This window comes from Brevundimonas sp. D3-1P (genome assembly GCF_055809335.1).
In genome coordinates, this window is the sequence record NZ_CM147908.1 from 2,644,424 (window position 1) to 2,661,963 (window position 17,540).

At 66.6% G+C, this 17,540-nt stretch carries 18 protein-coding genes; 7 read left to right on the forward strand and 11 right to left on the reverse strand.

All coding sequences use genetic code 11. From position 1 onward, the window contains the following. Positions 1–58: 58 nt before the first annotated feature. Entirely contained in the window at positions 59–967 is a 909-nt protein-coding gene (locus AC0L6G_RS13345; protein ID WP_218054327.1) for an LppY/LpqO family protein, read from the forward strand. 450 nt (positions 968–1,417) lie between these two features. Here the strand turns inward: AC0L6G_RS13345 and AC0L6G_RS13350 are convergent, their stop codons facing one another. From AC0L6G_RS13350 to AC0L6G_RS13360, 3 genes are all read right to left on the reverse strand, one after another. Then, on the reverse strand, positions 1,418–1,999 hold the full coding sequence (locus AC0L6G_RS13350) for a class I SAM-dependent methyltransferase (protein ID WP_165118089.1): 582 nt from the start codon (positions 1,997–1,999) through the stop codon (positions 1,418–1,420). Between the two features lie 431 nt (positions 2,000–2,430). Continuing rightward, positions 2,431–2,814 (reverse strand): hypothetical protein, encoded by a 384-nt coding sequence (locus AC0L6G_RS13355; protein ID WP_091738373.1) that lies wholly within the window; start codon positions 2,812–2,814, stop codon positions 2,431–2,433. A 2-nt stretch (positions 2,815–2,816) separates the two neighbouring features. Beyond that, positions 2,817–3,272 (reverse strand): helix-turn-helix domain-containing protein, encoded by a 456-nt coding sequence (locus AC0L6G_RS13360; RefSeq protein ID WP_291751559.1) that lies wholly within the window; start codon positions 3,270–3,272, stop codon positions 2,817–2,819. Between the two features lie 38 nt (positions 3,273–3,310). Between AC0L6G_RS13360 and AC0L6G_RS13365 the strand changes: the two genes are divergently transcribed. The 5 genes from AC0L6G_RS13365 (at position 3,311) to istB (ending at position 7,964) form a co-directional block, all read left to right on the forward strand. Next, positions 3,311–3,565 carry a helix-turn-helix domain-containing protein gene (locus AC0L6G_RS13365; RefSeq protein WP_091742480.1) on the forward strand — a complete coding sequence of 85 codons (255 nt, stop codon included), beginning with the start codon at positions 3,311–3,313 and terminating at the stop codon, positions 3,563–3,565. 223 nt (positions 3,566–3,788) lie between these two features. Continuing rightward, positions 3,789–5,339, forward strand: a complete 1,551-nt coding sequence (gene istA / locus AC0L6G_RS13370; protein WP_091738377.1) for an IS21 family transposase — start codon at positions 3,789–3,791, stop codon at positions 5,337–5,339. After that, the gene (locus AC0L6G_RS13375; protein WP_473252466.1) at positions 5,336–5,653 is read left to right on the forward strand and encodes an ATP-binding protein; all 318 of its coding nucleotides are present in this window, start codon (positions 5,336–5,338) and stop codon (positions 5,651–5,653) included. The genes istA (AC0L6G_RS13370) and AC0L6G_RS13375 overlap by 4 nt, the downstream gene beginning before the upstream one ends. 84 nt (positions 5,654–5,737) lie before the next feature. Beyond that, positions 5,738–7,249, forward strand: coding sequence for an IS21 family transposase (istA, locus tag AC0L6G_RS13380; protein ID WP_164952576.1), 1,512 nt, complete (start codon positions 5,738–5,740; stop codon positions 7,247–7,249). Continuing rightward, the gene (gene istB, locus AC0L6G_RS13385) at positions 7,236–7,964 is read left to right on the forward strand and encodes an IS21-like element helper ATPase IstB (RefSeq protein ID WP_003170613.1); all 729 of its coding nucleotides are present in this window, start codon (positions 7,236–7,238) and stop codon (positions 7,962–7,964) included. Before istA (AC0L6G_RS13380) ends, istB begins: the two co-directional genes overlap by 14 nt. A gap of 312 nt (positions 7,965–8,276) precedes the next feature. On the opposite strand, the gene AC0L6G_RS13390 is transcribed toward istB, so the two are convergent. From AC0L6G_RS13390 to ccmA, 7 genes are all read right to left on the reverse strand, one after another. After that, positions 8,277–9,566, reverse strand: coding sequence for a tyrosine-type recombinase/integrase (locus AC0L6G_RS13390; RefSeq protein ID WP_201099695.1), 1,290 nt, complete (start codon positions 9,564–9,566; stop codon positions 8,277–8,279). A 321-nt stretch (positions 9,567–9,887) separates the two neighbouring features. Further along, complete coding sequence (locus AC0L6G_RS13395) at positions 9,888–10,151, reverse strand: hypothetical protein (protein ID WP_293827836.1); 264 nt, start codon at positions 10,149–10,151, stop codon at positions 9,888–9,890. Positions 10,152–10,185: 34 nt separating this feature from the next. Further along, a complete protein-coding gene (locus AC0L6G_RS13400) occupies positions 10,186–10,731 on the reverse strand; it encodes a DsbE family thiol:disulfide interchange protein (protein ID WP_473252467.1) in 546 nt (181 codons plus the stop codon). Further along, positions 10,728–10,946 carry a heme exporter protein CcmD gene (ccmD, locus tag AC0L6G_RS13405; RefSeq protein WP_220675553.1) on the reverse strand — a complete coding sequence of 73 codons (219 nt, stop codon included), beginning with the start codon at positions 10,944–10,946 and terminating at the stop codon, positions 10,728–10,730. The genes AC0L6G_RS13400 and ccmD overlap by 4 nt, the downstream gene beginning before the upstream one ends. A 4-nt stretch (positions 10,947–10,950) precedes the next feature. After that, positions 10,951–11,670 carry a heme ABC transporter permease CcmC gene (gene ccmC / locus AC0L6G_RS13410; protein WP_473252468.1) on the reverse strand — a complete coding sequence of 240 codons (720 nt, stop codon included), beginning with the start codon at positions 11,668–11,670 and terminating at the stop codon, positions 10,951–10,953. Positions 11,671–11,715: 45 nt separating this feature from the next. Then, positions 11,716–12,423: a heme exporter protein CcmB gene (ccmB, locus tag AC0L6G_RS13415; protein WP_473252469.1), complete on the reverse strand. Its 708-nt coding sequence runs from the start codon at positions 12,421–12,423 to the stop codon at positions 11,716–11,718. After that, positions 12,420–13,043, reverse strand: coding sequence for a heme ABC exporter ATP-binding protein CcmA (ccmA, locus tag AC0L6G_RS13420; protein ID WP_473252470.1), 624 nt, complete (start codon positions 13,041–13,043; stop codon positions 12,420–12,422). The genes ccmB and ccmA overlap by 4 nt, the downstream gene beginning before the upstream one ends. A 234-nt stretch (positions 13,044–13,277) precedes the next feature. Between ccmA and acnA the strand changes: the two genes are divergently transcribed. Further along, complete coding sequence (gene acnA / locus AC0L6G_RS13425) at positions 13,278–16,004, forward strand: aconitate hydratase AcnA (RefSeq protein ID WP_293827845.1); 2,727 nt, start codon at positions 13,278–13,280, stop codon at positions 16,002–16,004. A gap of 72 nt (positions 16,005–16,076) precedes the next feature. Here the strand turns inward: acnA and AC0L6G_RS13430 are convergent, their stop codons facing one another. Further along, entirely contained in the window at positions 16,077–17,450 is a 1,374-nt protein-coding gene (locus AC0L6G_RS13430) for an NAD-dependent succinate-semialdehyde dehydrogenase (protein WP_473252471.1), read from the reverse strand. Between the last annotated feature and the right edge of the window lie 90 nt (positions 17,451–17,540).

Below are 17,540 nucleotides of genomic sequence, written 5' to 3' on the forward strand. Positions count from 1 at the left end.
CTGCAACTATCGTAAGTCCCCCAAGCATCGAATAGTCAGTTAAGAAACGGAGCGTGCGATGAACCGCAGACATATGGTCCAGATCCTGGCAGTCATGGCGCTATCGCCGACGGCGATAGCGACCAAGGGCGCTGCCCAATCCGACAAGCGGGAGGTCATCTCGTCCGCGGCCGGCGTACAGGCGACCGTGGCTCCCGACGGTGTCGTGCGCATCGCCTGGTCGCGAACCGATGTCCCGGTGATAGTGGACGGCGCCCCCCTCGCGCCGGCCGCCGGTTTGGGTTCCTGGGCCGCTTTCAAAGCGCACGGCGACGACAATGTCATGCTGATGGGCGACACCGTGGTGTTCGAGGACGAGATCACGGCCGCCATGGACGCCGCCTTCGCCGCCGGGCTGCAGGTCACCGGCCTGCACAATCACTTCATCTTCGACGATCCGCCCGTCTATTTCATGCACGTCGGCGGCACGGGGCCGGCGCACGACCTGGCCACCGGGGTGAAGGCCGTGTGGGACGCCATTCGAGCCGTTCGTGCGGAGACGCCGACACCTCGACGACGCTTTCCTGGATCCACCCCGACCGTTGCCGGAGAGTTCGATGTCGCTTCATTGCGGCGCTATTTCGAAGTCGATCCCGAGCTGAACGGTGGCGTGGTCAAGTTCACCTTGCCGCGCACGGGTCGCATGCATGGCGTCGAAGTCGGAGGATCGATGGGATTGACGACGTGGGCGGCCTTCTCCGGAAGCACCGCGATGGCGACTGTGGCCGGGGACTTCATCATGACCGCTGAGGAGGTGCAGCCGGTGCTCCGGTCGTTACGGGCCGGAGACATCCATGTCGTGGCTTTGCACAATCACATGATTGGGGAGACCCCCGCGTTCTATTTCGTCCACTATTGGGGCAAGGGACCCGCAGAGGACTTGGCCCAGGGAGTCAACGCGGCGCTGGCCGTGCAGAAGGGCTCGTAGAAGGCATCTCGTCGTCCTCAGGCGACATCAATCTTCACTTGTATCACGCCTTTGATGGGGCGCGCCGTTCCTGTGAACTTGCTCCGGCCAGCCTCAACTGGGGGCGGTGATGAACGGGTGAAATGATGAGCTCTCCATGTGAACCGATCTCCGCGTTTGACGCCGAGGCCCTGCGCCTCCGCCCGCGGCTGTGTTCGGCTGTCGAGGGCTTGCGCGGTTTGAAAACGACGAGCGACATAGCGCTTTTATCTCCCCGCGCTGGCATATCGAGAGACAGATCGGGCGTGATCGAGCGACGTGGGGGAGGTTCGTCTTATCGCCGAAGGCGGGCGGCGAACAAGGGTGGAACTGGAGCACCGTCATCTCGACCGGCACGGCGAGGGCCGGGGCCTTGCCGCTGGCGTTCAGTCCGATCAGGGCCGAAGCGGCGCGCTGGGGCGGGTTGGCCTCTCACTCCATCCGACAGAGGCAATACATGAACTGCTGATTCGTACCCCAATGCGTCTCGTGCAACTCCCTAACGCTGTCCAGGAGACGGAACTTCGGCCCAAACTCGCCGTGAAGATGTTCGGCGTCGTAGCGGACTACGTCCAGGCCGCTGCACTTGTCCGGACCGTCCGGCCCGAACGTCGCGACAATCACGTGGCCCCCGGGCCTGACAGAGCGGGCGATCTGCCGAACATATGCGGCTCTGTCGCCTGCGCTGGTCAGGAAGTGGAAGACGGCCCGGTCGTGCCAGACATCGTAGCGAGCCGGTTCCAGCTCAACAGCCGTAATGTCGCCGGTGATCCAATGCACCGCGGCGGCGGACATACCCAGACGGGACTTCGCCACGTCAATCGCCGCCGGGGAGATGTCGAGGACCGTGACGTCGCTGTAGCCCTGCGCGACGAGATCATCGACCAGCGTCGCTTCTCCGCCGCCCACGTCAATGATCGCGCTGCTGGCGGATGGCGCAGAGTCTGCAATGAGCCGTAGCGAAACCTCAAGATGGGGTCGATACCAGCTGACCTCTTCCACCGCCTTGTTCATAAACGGTTTCCCAATGCGTTTGATTAGACACCGCCGCCCTCCTGAGCCTTGCTTGTGAAGCTAGGGAACTAAACTTCCGGACGCCATATGATGACGTTCGTCAAGGGATAGGGAGCCACTTCGATGCGAAGAGGATGAGAGTGCGGTTGCCGAAGCTCACGGGCGCACTCAGCGCGACCATCATCTGCGGTTCCTGCTCGAATTCCGCCAGTCAGATCTCGGATGCGAGACCTGCGGCGCGGGCGATGATCGAGGGATACTTCACAAATGTCTCGATCACCTCGGATTCGGCGACGAGATCATCGTCCTGTGCGGATCCGTGCGCCTCGGCCCTCCTGGGGCTGGAAAGTTGGCGGGACCGCCCTGCGAGGGAACCGGCTGCGGGCTTCGACGGGGAGTCGGATTCTGGTCGCCCATGGTGCTCGCTATGACTACGGCGTAGGCGATTGAACGCCGTCATCCACAACACGATCGGTATGTTCAATGCCGGGCCGCCAGAACGTCGGTGCATGGCGATACAGAACGGCCAGCCCGCCCGTCAGAATAGAGATCACCAACGCCATGGCCGCGCCCATGCGTAGGACATCATCCGCCCCCGTCGAAAAGACCGCTACCGACAACGAGAGCATTGAGATCGCTATGAAGGTGATGATCGCCGGCCAGTTCGGCCTTCGCTCGAGTGCGGCGACCGCCTCCACCTTCGCAACCGGGATATCGCCGACCCGCTCCAGTGCGTCCGCCACGGCATCCTCCCGCTGAACCTCCGGGGTTTGCGTCTGATTCGGAAAGGGAACCACGCGCACGTCTTCGTCCATGGTCAGCGATTCCGGTTCTTCATTGTTTTGAAGGTCAGCGCCAGACGTTCGATGGCGTCCTTTTCATCTTCAGGCGCGCCTTCGAAGACCGCGCGGGTCAACTCGCAGATCTGTTCGGGTCTCGGCGCCAGGCCCGCCGCCCGAGCCTCGCGATCTACGGCCACAAGCAGGCGGCCAAACCGGGCCCAATCGAGTCCGGCGCCATATTGGCGTGGCCGATCACCGGGGCCGTGCAGCAGCCAGTGAGGGTCGATGCCGAACTCCTGGTGCAGAGCGTCCAGCAGCCAGATCGGAGGATCAGACTCACCGCGCTCCCATCCCAGATAGGTGCGGCGGGGGAAACCGAGCCGGGCTGCGAAGGCGGATTGATTGAGACCACTTTGCTGCCGCACGGCGATCAGCCGCCGGGCGATGCCAGGGTCTGGATCATTGATGGTTGCGGTGTTGGTATTTCGCACACTATGGTCCTTTAGCCGCACAAGATGGAGCCAAGGCGATGATAGACGACAAAAGGCATGCACGGATCAAGTCCGCTTTGAGTCTCAAACGCATCAGCCTGTCGGACATTGCCCGGTCGCTGGCTGTGACGCCCTCCACGGTGTCCATAGTGTCGCGCGGTTTCAGGCGCTCGCGGCGTGTCGAGCAAGCCATCGCCGACGCGCTGGGACAGCGTCCGGAAGAAATTTGGCCTGACCGCTACCGCAGTGGATCGGCTGATCACCACAAGGAGACCGCCATGCCCGTCCCCTGATCAAGCTTCACACAATCCACGCCTGAAAGTGAAAAGGCCCGCGCTCGGCAAAAGCGCAGGCCCTTTCGGAAGATTGGTTCGTCGTTTCCACAGCGACCCCGCCAATCTCCCCGAAAGCGTCATCGCCGTCAAGGAATCTCCGTCGCGTCAGCGCGACGGAGACCGCCGACGCGCGCGCCCCTTTCAGGCTCCCATCATCAAGAATTGAACAACGGGAGCTTCCATGTTCGACCCGCGAGGCCTGCTGCGCCTCATCCTCACCACGGCCTACGGCAATCGGCAGATCGGCCGCATGATCTGCTGTTCCTACACGACCGTCGCTCGCTACCGCTCGCTTGCCCTGGAGATGTCCCTGACATGCGAAGGCCTTTGCGCACTTTCTGACAGCGATCTGATGCGCCTCTTCAATGCGGGCCGATCGGCGCCGATGGCCATTGGACAGTTGCAGCCAGACTGGGCGGCCGTGGCCGTAAAGGTCAAGGCCGGCCACCATCTCAAGGATTTGCACGACACCTACGTCGAGACGGCGGGCGACCAGCCGACCATCTCCTATCGCGATTACTGCCGCAAATTCCGAGAATACAACGTGGCGGCTCATCCGATCATGCGACAGCGCCACCGGCCTGGCGAAACCATGATGGTCGATTTCGCCGGGCTTCGGCCGCGCGGGCGAGACGATGACCCCGCCGACCGGGTCCCGTTCGAACTGTTCGTCGCGGTGCTGCCCGCCTCTGACTACACCTTCGCCTGCGTCACCCGTTCACAGCGTGCGGGCGACTGGATCTGGGCGAACGAGCAGGCGCTTCGGTTCTTCGGCGGCGTCCCGCAGGTGATCATCTCCGACAACCTCAAGGCCGCTGTGATTTCCCACAAGCGCGGACAGGCGCCTGAGATCAATCCGACGTTTCAAGCCTTTTGCGACCATCATGGAACGATCGCACGCCCCGCCAAGGCTTACAGTCCCACGCACAAGGCGAAGGTGGAGATCGGCGTGAAGCTGATTCAGCGCCTGTTGCGGTTGGCCCTCGCAGATCGCCCGGCGATGTCGCTCGGTGAGATGAACGCCTTGCTGGCCAGCCTGCTCATCCGCCTCAACACCAAGGCGCTGCGGCGCGCGCCGGGAGAGTCTCGCACCACTCTGTTCGAGCAGTTGGACCGTCCGGCGTTGCGGCCTCTCCAGGCGGAGCCGTTCGCCTTCTTCGAGGTCAGGCGTCAGCTGCTCCTCGGACCAGACTATCACGTCATGCACGATCAGCGCCGATACTCGGCGCCGCATACCCTGATCGGGCAGCGGGTTGATGTGCGCGCGAACGCCGCCACGGTCGAGATCTGGCACGACGGGAAGCCGGTAGGCGTCCACCCGCGCCTGGCCGTAGCGGGCGAGGCCTCGACTGATCCAGCCCATATGCCACCTAACCATTTGGCGCGGCGCGCGGGGGAGGACGAAGATCTTGTCCTATGGTCCCGTCTGCATGGGCCCGGTGTTCAGGCTGTGGTCCAGGGCGAAGCTGGGCGTCCGTTCTTCGGCGCGGCCAAGACCGCCGTCTATCGCTCGTTTCGGGCCTTGGCGCACCGCGTCGGTCCGGTGAGGCTGGAAGCAGCCTGCGCCCGCGCCGTGCGGTGCGGCGAACCCCGACTGGCCCATGTGCGCAATGTCCTGGATCGGAATCTGGAGTTCACGGACCCGGCAGACTTCATCACGCCCAAAACAGCCGCTGCCGCGACGAATGAGAACGTGCGCGGTCCCGACTATTTCGCCGGAGACGAGTCATGAACACCACCCACATCATCGACAAACTCCGCGACCTCGGCCTCAACGGCATGGTGGAAGCGGTCGAGCATCACGCGGCCACGCCGGCGTTCGCCGATCTACCGTTCCACGATCGGCTAATGCACCTCTTGCAGGCTGAAGCGGCGTATCGTGACGACCGTCGCCTGAAACGCATCCTGAAAGCCGCCCGACTGAAGATCCCTGCCGCGGCCGAAGACATCGACTACCGCTCCGCACGAAACCTGGACCGGGCCCAGATGGCCGAGCTTCTGACCTGTACCTGGGTGTGGATCGGCGTGGAAAAGGGACCCCGTTAGCGGTGTGATCGGCGTCGAATAAGGACCCCTCATTCCTGAGGTCTAACGGTGGCGGCTTGGCGGATGTCAGGCGGCGAGTTCGGGATGTTGGTGTTGGAGACGGTGTTGAGGATTCGGCGCGAGTTTGCGTCCGGGAAGGCGATCAAGGCGATCGCGCGTGACCTTCGATTGTCGCGCAAGGTGGTGCGCAAGGCGATCCGGGAGCCGGATGCGGAGTTCGCCTATCGGCGGGCGGTGCAGCCGTTGCCGAGGCTGGCGCCGTTCCAGGCCAGGCTCGATGAGCTGCTGGAAGAGGACGAGGCGCGGCCGCGGCGCGAGAAGCTGCGGATGACGCGGGTTCATGACCTGCTGGTGCGCGAGGGGTTCGACGGGTCGTACGACGCGGTCCGGCGCTACGCGGCGGGGTGGCGGCTGAAGCGACGCCGGGGCGTGGCGGACGCGCCATCGTTCATCCCGCTGATGTTCCGGCCGGGCGAGGCCTACCAGTTCGACTGGAGCCACGAGGACGTGGAGATCGCGGGCAAGCCGATGCGGGTGAAGGTGGCGCACATGCGGCTGTGCGCCTCGCGGGCGATCTATGTTCGGGCCTATCCGCGCGAGACCCAGGAGATGCTGTTCGACGCGCATGCGCGGGCGTTCGCCTTCTTCGGCGGCGTGCCGACGCGCGGGATCTACGACAACATGAAGACGGCGGTGACGACGGTGTTCACGGGCAAGGACCGGGTGTTCAACCGGCGCTTCCTGGTCATGGCGAGCCACTACATGGTGGAGCCGACGGCCTGCTCCCCGGCGGCGGGCTGGGAGAAGGGCCAGGTCGAACACCAGGTCCAGACGGCCCGGGGACGGTTCTTCCAGCCGCGCCTGCGCTTCACCAGCCTGGAGGAGCTGAACGGCTGGCTGGAGGCGGAGTGCCGGCGCTGGGGCGAGCTGCGTCAGCACCCCGAGCAGAAAGAGCTGACGGTTGCTCAGGCCCTGGCCGCCGAGCGGCCGGCGCTGCAGCCGATGCTGGGCCCGTTCGACGGCTTCCACGAGAGCGAGCACGCGGTGACGGGGACCTGCCTGATCAGCTTCGACCGTAACCGCTACTCGGTGATGGCGAAGGCCGGGCGCCGTACGGTGCAGGTCCGCGCCTATGCCGACCGGATCGTCGTGCGCTGCGAGGGTGAGGTCGTCGCCGACCATCGCCGGTTCTTCGGTCGTGACCGGACCCTCTACGATCCCTGGCACTACCTCCCGGTGCTGGCGACCAAGCCCGGAGCCCTGCGCAATGGCGCGCCGTTCCAGGACTGGGAGTTGCCGCCGGGGCTGGCCCGCCTGAGGCGCAAGCTGGGTGCGGGCGACGAAGCCGATCGCCGGTTCGTGCGGGTTCTGGCGGCGGTGCTGGAAGACGGCCTGGAGCCGGTCGAGGCCGCGGCGCGCGAGGCGCTCGCCGCCGGGACCGTCAGCGACGACGTCATCCTCAACATCCTGGCGCGCCGGCGCGAACCGCCCCGGCCGCTGAGCATCGTCACGCCCGATGACCTGGCGCTGCGGCATCCGCCTCTGGCGGACTGCGACCGCTACGACAGCTTGCGAGGCATGCATGCAGCGGCATGAGATGATGGCGGCCCTGACCGGCCTGGGCCTCAAGGGCATGGCCGGAGCCTTCGACGAGGCGGTCACCACGGGCCTGCAGCGCAAGCGCACGACCATGGAGATCCTCGCCGACCTGCTGCGCGCCGAGACGACCCACCGGCATGCGGCTTCCATCCGTTACCGGATGGCGGCGGCCAGGCTGCCCGCCGTGAAGGACCTCGACGCCTTCGTGTTCGACGACACGCCGATCAACGAGGGGCTGGTGCGCTCGCTTCACAGCGGCGCCTTCCTGGCGAACCGGCGCAACATCGTGCTGGTCGGCGGGACCGGCACGGGCAAGACCCACCTGGCCACCGCCATCATCGCCAACGTCGTGCGGGCCGGGGCGCGTGGCCGGTACTTCAACACCGTCGACCTGGTGAACCGCCTCGAGGAGGAGACCCGCCTGGGCAAGGCCGGTGCGCTGGCTGCTCACCTCTGCCGCCTCGACGTCGTGGTCCTCGACGAGCTTGGCTACCTGCCGTTCGCCCGCTCGGGCGGCCAGCTGCTGTTCCACCTGATCAGCAAGCTCTACGAGCGGACCTCGGTGATCGTCACGACCAACCTCGCCTTCGGCGAATGGCCGACCGTGTTCGGCGATCCCAAGATGACCACGGCCCTGCTCGACCGCATCACCCACCACTGCGACATCGTCGAGACCGGCAACGACAGCTGGCGCTTCAAACACCGCAGCTAACCCTCCACGAAGAACGCCAGGCGAGGGTTGAGCCTCCGGTCGGGCTACGCCCTCCCTACGCCCCAACCCTCGCAAGCGGTGCGCTCGTGACGTCCATCCCGAACCTCAAAAGGGGGTCCCTATTGCACGCCGATAGGGGGTCCCTTTTAGACGCCGATTGACATTCCTATCATTTGAACACTCATAGTGTCCTAATATGAAGATTGTCAAACATGTTGGTTTGACATTCGGCATATTGGAACACCGCGAGCGTCTTACTACGCTCAAAGTCAAACCATGGCTCCGGATTGATATCGGCCCGTGGACCCGAGTTCAGGCCTTGGGACTGAAACGCTCACCGATCCGCTCTGCAAGCGCGCGAACAGGATCGTCGCTCAGATGGGCATACCGTTCCGTGGCGCGACTGTTGGCGTGTCCCAGCGCCTTGCCGATCATCGGGAGGCTGGCCCCGTCGGCTAGGGCGAAGCTTGCGAAACTGTGGCGCAGGTCGTGGATGCGGACGCCTTCCAGCTTGGCTTTGGGGAGCACCTTGTCCCGCCAGATCTTGGACTCGGAGGTCGCATATCCGTTGTCGCCCTTGGCGGCCGGGAAGACGAATTGGCTTCGACCGCGGGTCTTGTAGAGACGGTGCAGGATTCCGAAGGCCATGTCGTTGAGCGAGATCCGACGATCCCCCGTGCGGCCACCGGCCTTGGTGCGGCTCGGCGGCAGCACGAGCCGACGCCGATCAAAATCGACCTCCGTCCAGCGCAGGCCCGCGATCTCGTTGCGCCTTGCGCCCGTCAGAAGCAGAAGCCGATAGACAGCGCCCTGCCGTTCGGAGATCGTCGCACCCGCTTCCAGGGCGTCCAGCGCTGCGATCAAATCCTGAGCCTGGGACTCGGACAGGAAGCGCTCGACCGCCGGCCTAATCTTGCGTTCGACTTTGGCGCAGGGGTTCGGGCCGGCGAAATGGCCCTTGTCGATCGCCCAGTTGAAGGTCGCCCGCAGGGTGGAATAGGTCCGGTCAGCGATGCCTGCCCCGCCCTTTACGATGGATCGACCACGAAGTTTGGTCTTCACATCCTTGGCGGTCTTCCCGGCCGTGATCGATCGGATCATCCCGGTGATGTGGTCGCGAGTGACCGTATCAAGCGCCATCTTCCCGAGCAGGGGCACGACGTGGCGCTCGAGGTTCGTCCGGTCCATGGCCCATGACGAATCCCGTTTGGTCGGTTTGTCGTCCGGCCCCCTCTCCAGATAGAGCTCAACCAAGCCTTTGACGGTAAGGCCCTCGATGCGCCTGCGGGCTTCGCCGGGATCGATGCCGCGCCGTGCGTCGACCACCACCGATGCGGCCTCCTTGCGAGCGCGGTCCGCGGTGAGCTTGTCCGGACCGTCCCCATGCTCGCCAAGCGTCAGCCAGCGTTGGATCCCGCGGACCCGGTACTTGATGGCGAAGATTCTTCGGACCGGCTTGGCTGCATGGCCCTGTCGGGTCTCGGTCCCTGGATAGATCCGAAGGCAGAAGCCTGCGATCTCGCTGTCCCAGATTCGACCCTCGCCGGTCTCCGGAACGGGCGCGCTCTCAACCACGCGCTTGGTGAGTTTTTGCTTCGTCATGGCGATAGAAATATACGCTCATTTCCGAGCCACCGCTACCACTCCGCTACCAACTCAAGTGAAACCGGCCGAAACGCTCCGCAACCGGATAAACAAGAAACTCTATGCAAAACAACATACAAAGCTGATTTTTGGAACGTCCTGAAAAGCCCGGAAATGCTGATCCCCAACATTGCCAAGGTTGGGGTCGGGCGTTCGAATCGCCTCGCCCGCTCCATGTCGGGACGCAAGAAAAACGGGTCTGGCCGGTCGGTCAGACCCGTTTTTGCGTTTGGGCGGCTGCTCGCGAAACCCTGGGACGGGTGCGGCGGCGTGGCGGGATCAGACGCGGATGTCCAGATAGGATCCGGGGCGCAGGATGCGCGGCGCCTCGCGCTGGGGCGCGGCGACGGGCGGCTCGGCTGGCCGGGCGGGGGTGGCGGTGCGGACCGCGGACATGACGGCGGCGGCTGGCGCAGGCGTGGGGGCCGAGGCCGCCTGGTTGAGGGCGGCGCGGAAGAAGGCCGCCTGGGCGCTGCGCGCGCCGGGCAGGTCGAGCCCCTGGGCGGGCGTGTTCAGCGGCAGGCCGGGACGAATCGCGCTCATGCCGACATGGTTAACGCAATCGGTCGAAAAAGGGTTAACGCGCGGCGGGCGCCTGGACGGAGGCGACCAGCCGTTCGATGTCGGCCTCGTCCAGCAGGGGGCCGGACTGTTTGGCGGCGATGCGGCCCCGGCCGTCGACGGCGAAGGTCTCGGGCACGCCGGAGATGCCGAGGTCGAGGCCCGCGCGACCTTCGCGGTCCACCAGCACCATGGAATAGGGATCGCCCAGTTCGTCGAGGAAGGCGCGCGTCGCGACCGGCTCGTCCTTGTAGGCGACGCCGACGACGGCGATCCCGCGCGCCTTCAGGGCCAAAAGCCTGGGGTGTTCGATCCGGCACGGCGCGCACCAGGAGGCGAAGACATTGACCAGCATGGGCTTGCCGACGCCGGCGGTCTTCAGGTCGAGATGGCCGGGCCCCGCCTGGTCGCCCGACAGCAGCGGCAGCACCGTCTCGGGGATGGGCTGGCCGACCAGGGCGTCGGGCTTGAAGGCCGGATCGCGCTTCAGCGACCAGCCGGCGAACAGGATCGCCAGGGCGGCCAGGACGGCCAGCGGCGCGAGGGCCAGCCAGCGGGTCATTCTTTTGGCCCTACCGCGCTTTGCGCTGCTTGAGGGCGGTTGAGGTGCGCGGCTTCCGACGACATCCTCTGGTCCATTTCCAGGCGCGCCAGTTCGCGCTTCCATTTGCGGGCGGCGGCGAGGGCGCGGACGGTCAGGGCGGCCAGGACCAGGGCGCTGATCCCCCAGGCGGGCCAGACGAAGGCGGCGTAGGGGGTCATGTCGAGGTCGAGCATGGGGTCAGGCCTCCTGAACCCGCCGGGCGCGCAGGGTCATGACGCGGCGGCGGCGGACCTCGGCGCGGACGGCCGTCAGCCACAGGGCCAGGAACAGCACCCCATAGGCCGCCAGCATGGTCAGGAAGGGCGGCAGATAGACCGGGTCCAGGCCCGACGCGCCGGGGGTCAGGACGCTGGCGGGCTGGTGCAGGGTGTTCCACCAGTCGACCGAGAATTTGACGATCGGCAGGTTGATCAACCCGACCAGGCCCAGGACGGCGGCGGCGCGTCCGGCCTTGTGCTCGTCGTCGATCGAGGCCCTGAGCGCCATATAGCCCAGGTAGAAGAGAAACAGCACCAGGACGCTGGTCAGGCGCGCGTCCCACACCCACCAGGTTCCCCACATCGGCTGGCCCCACAAGGAGCCGGTGATCAGGGCCAGGGCGGTGAAGGCGGCGCCCGGCAGGGCGGCGGCGCGGGCGGCGGCGTCGGCCAGGGGATGGCGGAAGACCAGGGCGAAGAAGCTGGAGACGCCCAGCGCCGCATAGGCCCCCAGGCCCAGGGCGGCGGCCGGCACATGGACGAACATGATCCGCACCGTGTCGCCCTGCTGGTAGTCGGCCGGGACGGTGAAGCTGAGCCAGGTTCCGACCGCCAGCAGCACGGCGGCCAAGCCCCACAGACCGGGCGTCAAGGGGCCGGTGAAGGCCATGAAGCGCTGCGGATTGGACAGGCCGAACATCGGTTCAGGGCTTACGCGGCGATGGGGCGGCGGGCAAGCGGCGGCTCATCCTTGCGCATTGCGGACGGCGGCCGCCCCGGCGAAGGGGGCGACGACGGCGGCGAACAGGACGTAGGCCGAGAGCAAGGCCAGGGCCGGGCCGACCGGCTGGCCCGAGGCGGCCCGCTCCAGGGCGCCCGCGCCGAACACCACGGGCGGAATGAACAGCGGCAGGACGACCACGGCGATCAGCAGGCCGCCGCGCTTGGCGCCCAACGCCAGGGCCGCGCCCAGCGCCCCGGTGAAGGCGAGGCCCGCCCCGCCGATCAGGGCGGTCAGGGCGGCCAGCGGCGTCAGCGCCATCGGCAGGCCCAGGGCTAGGGCGGCGACCGGGGCGGTCAGGGCCAGGGGCAGGCCGACGGCGATCCACTGGGCCAGGGCCTTGATCAGGACGACCTGCTCCAGCGCCAGATGACCCAGGGCCAGAAGGTCCAGGGCGCCGTCCTCCATATCGCGCTCGAACAGCCGCTCCAGCGACAGCAGGGACGCCAGGGCCAGGGCCAGCCAGGCGACGCCGCCCGCCACCGGCGACAGGGTGCGCGGATCGCCGCCCGCCGCCAGGGGCAGCAGCGCCGTCAGGCAGGCGAAGAAGCCGCAGGCCAGCAGCGGCCCGCCGCCGCCGCCCCAGGCCAGGTCCAGTTCGCGTTGCAGAAGCACCCGCGTCGCGCCGCGCAGGCCGGGCGGGCGGGGTTCCTGATCGCCGGGGCGGCTCATGACAGGCCTCCCAGGTCTAGGCTGCGCGACGTCAGGGGCAGGGGGTCGTGGACGGCGGCGACGATCAGGCCGTCGGCCTCCAGATGCCGACGCATCTGTTCGACGAAGGCCGTGCGCCAGCGCCCGTCCAGCGGGGCCATGGGTTCGTCCAGCAACCACAGGGCGCGGGGCGATCCGACCAGCCGCCCCATGGCCAGGCGTCGACGCTGGCCCGCCGACAATCGGCGCACCTCCAGATCCAGCAGGGGCTTCAGGCCGAAGACGTCAGCGGCGTTATCGACGCCGTATTGGGTGTGGCCCAGCCAGTCGCACTGGAAGCCCAGTTCCTCGCGCGCCGTGCGTCCGCCCTTCAGCCCGTCCAGATGGCCGAGGAAATGCACTTCGCGCCCGCGCGCCTCTCGCGCGTCCAGGGGATTGCCGTCGCCGTCCTGGAAGCCGATCATTCCGGCGTCGGGCCGCAGCAGGCCGGCGACGGCGCGCAACAGGCTGGTCTTGCCCGCGCCGTTGGCGCCCGTCAGGGTCAGGATTTCGCCGGCGCGCAGCGTCAGGTTCAGGCCGTCGAACAGCCGCCGCTCGCCGCGCGAGACCGTCAGGTCGGAGAGACAGAGGGTGTGGATCATGGGGATTTCTCCCTCGCCGGGAGGGGGAGGGCGAAATTCGCGCGATTCTTGCGAACCCTTCTCAATGTCCCTGTCGAAGGTGTGGACACATGGACGGTCGGGTCCGGCGAGGCTATAGGCACGGTCGCCGCAGCAGGCTTTCGCCGCGCGCGCAGGGGTCCTGTGAGCCGCTGCGTCTGTCGCGCGAAGGCGCAACCGGATTGTCGGGCGGCGCTGACCAGAGGAAAACTCTCCATGCCGTCGATCGACAGCTTCAAGACCCGCCAGGACCTTTCCGTCGGGCGTAAGAAATACGCCTATTACAGCCTTCCCGCCGCCGAGGAAGCCGGGCTGGCCGGGATTTCCCGTCTTCCGCGCTCGATGAAGGTGCTGCTGGAGAACCTGCTGCGCAACGAGGACGGGGTTTCCGTCACCCAGGACGACCTCAGGGCCGTCGCCGCCTGGATCGAGAACAAGGGCTCGGTCGAGCACGAGATCGCCTTCCGCCCCGCCCGCGTGCTGATGCAGGACTTCACAGGCGTTCCGGCCGTGGTCGACCTGGCCGCCATGCGCGACGCCATGAGCGCCCTGGGCGCCGACGCGGCCAAGATCAATCCGCTGGTGCCGGTCGACCTGGTGATCGACCACTCGGTGATGGTCGACAACTTCGGCACGCCCAAGGCCTTCGGCCAGAACGTCGAGCGCGAATATGAGCGCAACATCGAGCGCTACAACTTCCTGCGCTGGGGGTCGTCGGCCTTCAACAACTTCCGCGTCGTGCCGCCCGGCACCGGCATCTGCCACCAGGTGAACCTGGAGAACCTGGCCCAGACCGTCTGGACCCTGACCGAGGGCAAGACGACCGTCGCCTATCCCGACACCGTCGTCGGCACCGACAGCCACACCACCATGATCAACGGCCTGGCCGTCCTGGGCTGGGGCGTCGGCGGCATCGAGGCCGAGGCCGCCATGCTGGGCCAGCCGATCCCGATGCTGATCCCCGAAGTCATCGGCTTCAAGCTGACCGGCAAGCTGCCGGAAGGCGCGACGGCGACCGACCTGGTGCTGACCGTCACCCAGATGCTGCGCAAGAAGGGCGTGGTCGGCAAGTTCGTGGAATTCTTCGGCGACGCCCTGGCCGGCATGACGCTGGAAGACCAGGCGACCATCGCCAACATGGCCCCGGAATACGGCGCCACCTGCGGCTACTTCCCCGTTTCGGCCGCCACCATCGCCTATCTGACCGCCACGGGCCGCGACAAGGCGCGCGTCGCCCTGGTCGAGGCCTACGCCAAGGCCCAAGGGTTGTGGATCGACGAGACCTCTGAAGAGCCGGTGTTCACCGACACGCTGGAACTGGACCTGGCGACCGTCGTGCCGTCGCTGGCCGGACCCAAGCGTCCGCAGGACCGCGTCGAACTGACCGCCGCCGCCCCCTCGTTCGAGAGCGCCCTGACCGAAGTCTTCAGCCGCCCGTCCGACGCCCCGCGCGCGGCGGTCGACGGCGAGACGTTCACCGTCGGCGACGGCGACGTGGTGATCGCCGCCATCACCTCCTGCACCAACACCTCCAACCCGTCGGTGCTGATCGCGGCCGGCCTGGTGGCGCGCAAGGCCAATGCGCTGGGCCTGAAGGCCAAGCCCTGGGTCAAGACCTCGCTGGCCCCCGGCTCCCAGGTCGTGACCGACTATCTGACCGACGCCGGCCTGCAGAAGGATCTGGACGCCCTGGGCTTCAACCTGGTCGGCTATGGCTGCACCACCTGCATCGGCAACTCGGGCCCGCTGGACCCGGCCATCTCCAAGGCGATCAACGACAACGGCCTGGTCGCCACCTCGGTCCTGTCGGGCAACCGCAACTTCGAGGGCCGGGTGAACCCCGACGTCCAGGCCAACTACCTGGCCTCGCCGCCTCTGGTCGTGGCCTACGCCATCGCCGGCTCGATGCGGATCGACATCACCAAGGACCCGATCGGCCAGGACGAGAAGGGCGACGACGTCTTCCTGAAGGACATCTGGCCAACGACCCAGGAGGTCGCGGACATCCAGCGCAAGTCCGTCACCCCCGCCATGTTCGCCAAACGCTACAAGGACGTGTTCAAGGGCGACAAGCACTGGCAGGCCATCGCCGTCGCCGGCGGCCAGACCTACGAATGGGACGACGCCTCGACCTATGTGGCCAACCCGCCCTATTTCGAAGGCCTGTCGATGGAGCCGACCCCGGTCCAGGACGTGGTCGAGGCGCGGGTGCTGGCCATCTTCGGCGACTCGATCACCACCGACCACATCAGCCCGGCCGGTTCGATCAAGAAGACCTCGCCCGCCGGCGTCTATCTGACCAACCACGGGGTCGAGCCGGCCGAGTTCAACAGCTACGGCGCCCGTCGCGGCAACCACGAAGTCATGATGCGCGGCACCTTCGCCAACATCCGCATCAAGAACCGCATCACGCCCGAGATCGAAGGGGGCGTGACCAAGCACTTCCCGTCGGGCGACGTCATGTCGATCTACGATGCTGCGATGAGATACCAGTCGGAAGGCCGTCCGCTGGTCGTCTTCGCCGGCAAGGAATACGGCACCGGTTCGTCGCGCGACTGGGCGGCCAAGGGCACGCGCCTGTTGGGCGTGCGCGCCGTCATCGCCGAAAGCTTCGAGCGCATCCACCGTTCGAACCTGGTCGGCATGGGCGTGGTTCCGCTGCAGTTCAAGCAGGACGGCTGGCAGAAGCTGGGCCTGACGGGCGAGGAGATCGTCACCATCCGCGGCCTGGCCGACGCCAACGTCGGCAAGCTGAAGCCGCGCCAGGACCTGTGGGTCGAACTGTTCCGCCCGTCGGACGGCAAGATGGCCCGCTTCCCGGTCCGTTGCCGCATCGATAACCAGACCGAGCTGGACTATCTGCTGGCCGGCGGCGTCATGCCCTACGTCCTGCGCAACCTGGCCCGCGGCCCGGAAACCGAAGCCCCGATCGCCGCCGAATAGGCCGGTCGACGGGTTGAAAAGGAAGGGCCGGCGGAGCGATCCGCCGGCCCTTTTCCTTCGGCTCGCGGGCGGTCAGTCGGCGCCGACGACCACCAGCTTGCGATTGACGAACTCCTTGATGCCGACGTCGCCCAGCTCGCGGCCGAAGCCTGAGCGCTTGACGCCGCCGAACGGCAGTTCGGGCATGGAGGTGGTCGTGGTGTTGATGAAGACCATCCCCGTTTCGATCCGCGAGGCCAGCTTGCGGGCGCGGATCGTGTCACCCGAGAAGATCGAGCCGCCCAGGCCGAAGCGGGAATCGTTGGCCAGCGCCACGACCGCGTCATCGTCCTCGACCACGAAGACCTGGGCCACGGGACCGAAGAACTCCTGATAGAAGGCCGGATTGTCGCGGGCCACCTCGGTCAGGACGGTGGGTTCGTAGAAGAAGCCGGTGCGGTCTGCGGGCTTGCCGCCGATCACGGCCTTGGCGCCGTGCCGAACCGCCTCTTCGACCTGTTCGGTCAGGGTCTTCAATGCGTCCTCGGACGACAGCGGACCCAGGACGGTCGCCTCGTCCAGCGGATCGCCCATGACGGCGCTCGTCATGCCCTCGACGAAGCCGGTGGTGAAGGCGTCGGCGACCGACTTCTGCACGATGAAGCGCTTGGAGCCGGTGCAAACCTGGCCGGCGTTGGACAGACGGCCTTCGACGCCAGCCGCGACCGCCTTTTCGATATCGGCGTCGTCCAGCACCACGAAGACGTCGCTGCCGCCCAGTTCCAGGGTGGACTTCTTCAGCATTTCCGACGCGCGGGCCGAGACCTTGGCGCCGGCGCCCTCGGACCCGGTCAGGGCCACGCCTTGGATGCGGTCGTCGCCGATCAGTTCGGCGACCTTGTCCGAGGAGATGTAGAGGTTGGCGACAAAGCCCTCGGGCGCGCCGGCCTCACGCACCATTTCGGCGAAACGCGCGGCGCAGCGGGGCACGATGCCGGCGTGTTTGTAGAGGACCGGATTGCCCACCGCGATGGCCGGGGCGACCACGCGGATCAGCTGATAGATGGGGAAGTTCCACGGCTCGACCGCCAGCAGGACGCCGATGGGGTGGAACTCGACCCTGGCCTCGCCCAGCTCGCTCTCGATCTTCTGCGGCTTGAGGAAGTCGGCGGCCTTTTCGGCATAGTAGGCGGCGATGCCGGCGCACAGGTCGATCTCGCCCTGACCTTGCGCCAGGGGCTTGCCCATCTCTTCGGCGATGGTGCGGGCCAGACTGTCGCGGTTCTCGGTCAGCAGGGCCGACAAGGATTTCAGCACGGCGAGACGCGGTTGGATGTCGCCTTTCGACCAGTCCGAACGGAACACGCCGTCGGCCTGGACCAGCGCCGCCTCGACGGCTTCGTCGGTGTGTTCGGGATAGCCCTCCACCAGTTTTTCGGTGAAGGGATTGAGGGTGCGATAGGCCATGAGGCGTCCTGAGGCTTTGGTCGGACGCCCGGGGCGGCGCCGATCCGTTGTCAGGATGCCAACGCCCGCTGTGTGGGGCGGTTCAATCCA

What these genes read in the sequence shown, in the direction of transcription:
- istA (WP_091738377.1), top strand. Translation starts at nt 3,789, where the DNA reads ATGTTCGACCCGCGAGGCCTGCTGCGCCTCATCCTCACCACGGCCTAC.
- ccmD (WP_220675553.1), bottom strand. Translation starts at nt 10,946, where the DNA reads ATGCTCGACCTCGACATGACCCCCTACGCCGCCTTCGTCTGGCCCGCC.
- AC0L6G_RS13350 (WP_165118089.1), bottom strand. Translation starts at nt 1,999, where the DNA reads ATGAACAAGGCGGTGGAAGAGGTCAGCTGGTATCGACCCCATCTTGAG.
- acnA (WP_293827845.1), top strand. Translation starts at nt 13,278, where the DNA reads ATGCCGTCGATCGACAGCTTCAAGACCCGCCAGGACCTTTCCGTCGGG.
- AC0L6G_RS13365 (WP_091742480.1), top strand. Translation starts at nt 3,311, where the DNA reads ATGATAGACGACAAAAGGCATGCACGGATCAAGTCCGCTTTGAGTCTC.
- AC0L6G_RS13375 (WP_473252466.1), top strand. Translation starts at nt 5,336, where the DNA reads ATGAACACCACCCACATCATCGACAAACTCCGCGACCTCGGCCTCAAC.
- AC0L6G_RS13430 (WP_473252471.1), bottom strand. Translation starts at nt 17,450, where the DNA reads ATGGCCTATCGCACCCTCAATCCCTTCACCGAAAAACTGGTGGAGGGC.
- AC0L6G_RS13395 (WP_293827836.1), bottom strand. Translation starts at nt 10,151, where the DNA reads ATGAGCGCGATTCGTCCCGGCCTGCCGCTGAACACGCCCGCCCAGGGG.
- istA (WP_164952576.1), top strand. Translation starts at nt 5,738, where the DNA reads ATGTTGGTGTTGGAGACGGTGTTGAGGATTCGGCGCGAGTTTGCGTCC.
- istB (WP_003170613.1), top strand. Translation starts at nt 7,236, where the DNA reads ATGCAGCGGCATGAGATGATGGCGGCCCTGACCGGCCTGGGCCTCAAG.
- AC0L6G_RS13355 (WP_091738373.1), bottom strand. Translation starts at nt 2,814, where the DNA reads ATGGACGAAGACGTGCGCGTGGTTCCCTTTCCGAATCAGACGCAAACC.
- ccmB (WP_473252469.1), bottom strand. Translation starts at nt 12,423, where the DNA reads ATGAGCCGCCCCGGCGATCAGGAACCCCGCCCGCCCGGCCTGCGCGGC.
- AC0L6G_RS13345 (WP_218054327.1), top strand. Translation starts at nt 59, where the DNA reads ATGAACCGCAGACATATGGTCCAGATCCTGGCAGTCATGGCGCTATCG.
- ccmC (WP_473252468.1), bottom strand. Translation starts at nt 11,670, where the DNA reads ATGTTCGGCCTGTCCAATCCGCAGCGCTTCATGGCCTTCACCGGCCCC.
- ccmA (WP_473252470.1), bottom strand. Translation starts at nt 13,043, where the DNA reads ATGATCCACACCCTCTGTCTCTCCGACCTGACGGTCTCGCGCGGCGAG.
- AC0L6G_RS13390 (WP_201099695.1), bottom strand. Translation starts at nt 9,566, where the DNA reads ATGACGAAGCAAAAACTCACCAAGCGCGTGGTTGAGAGCGCGCCCGTT.
- AC0L6G_RS13400 (WP_473252467.1), bottom strand. Translation starts at nt 10,731, where the DNA reads ATGACCCGCTGGCTGGCCCTCGCGCCGCTGGCCGTCCTGGCCGCCCTG.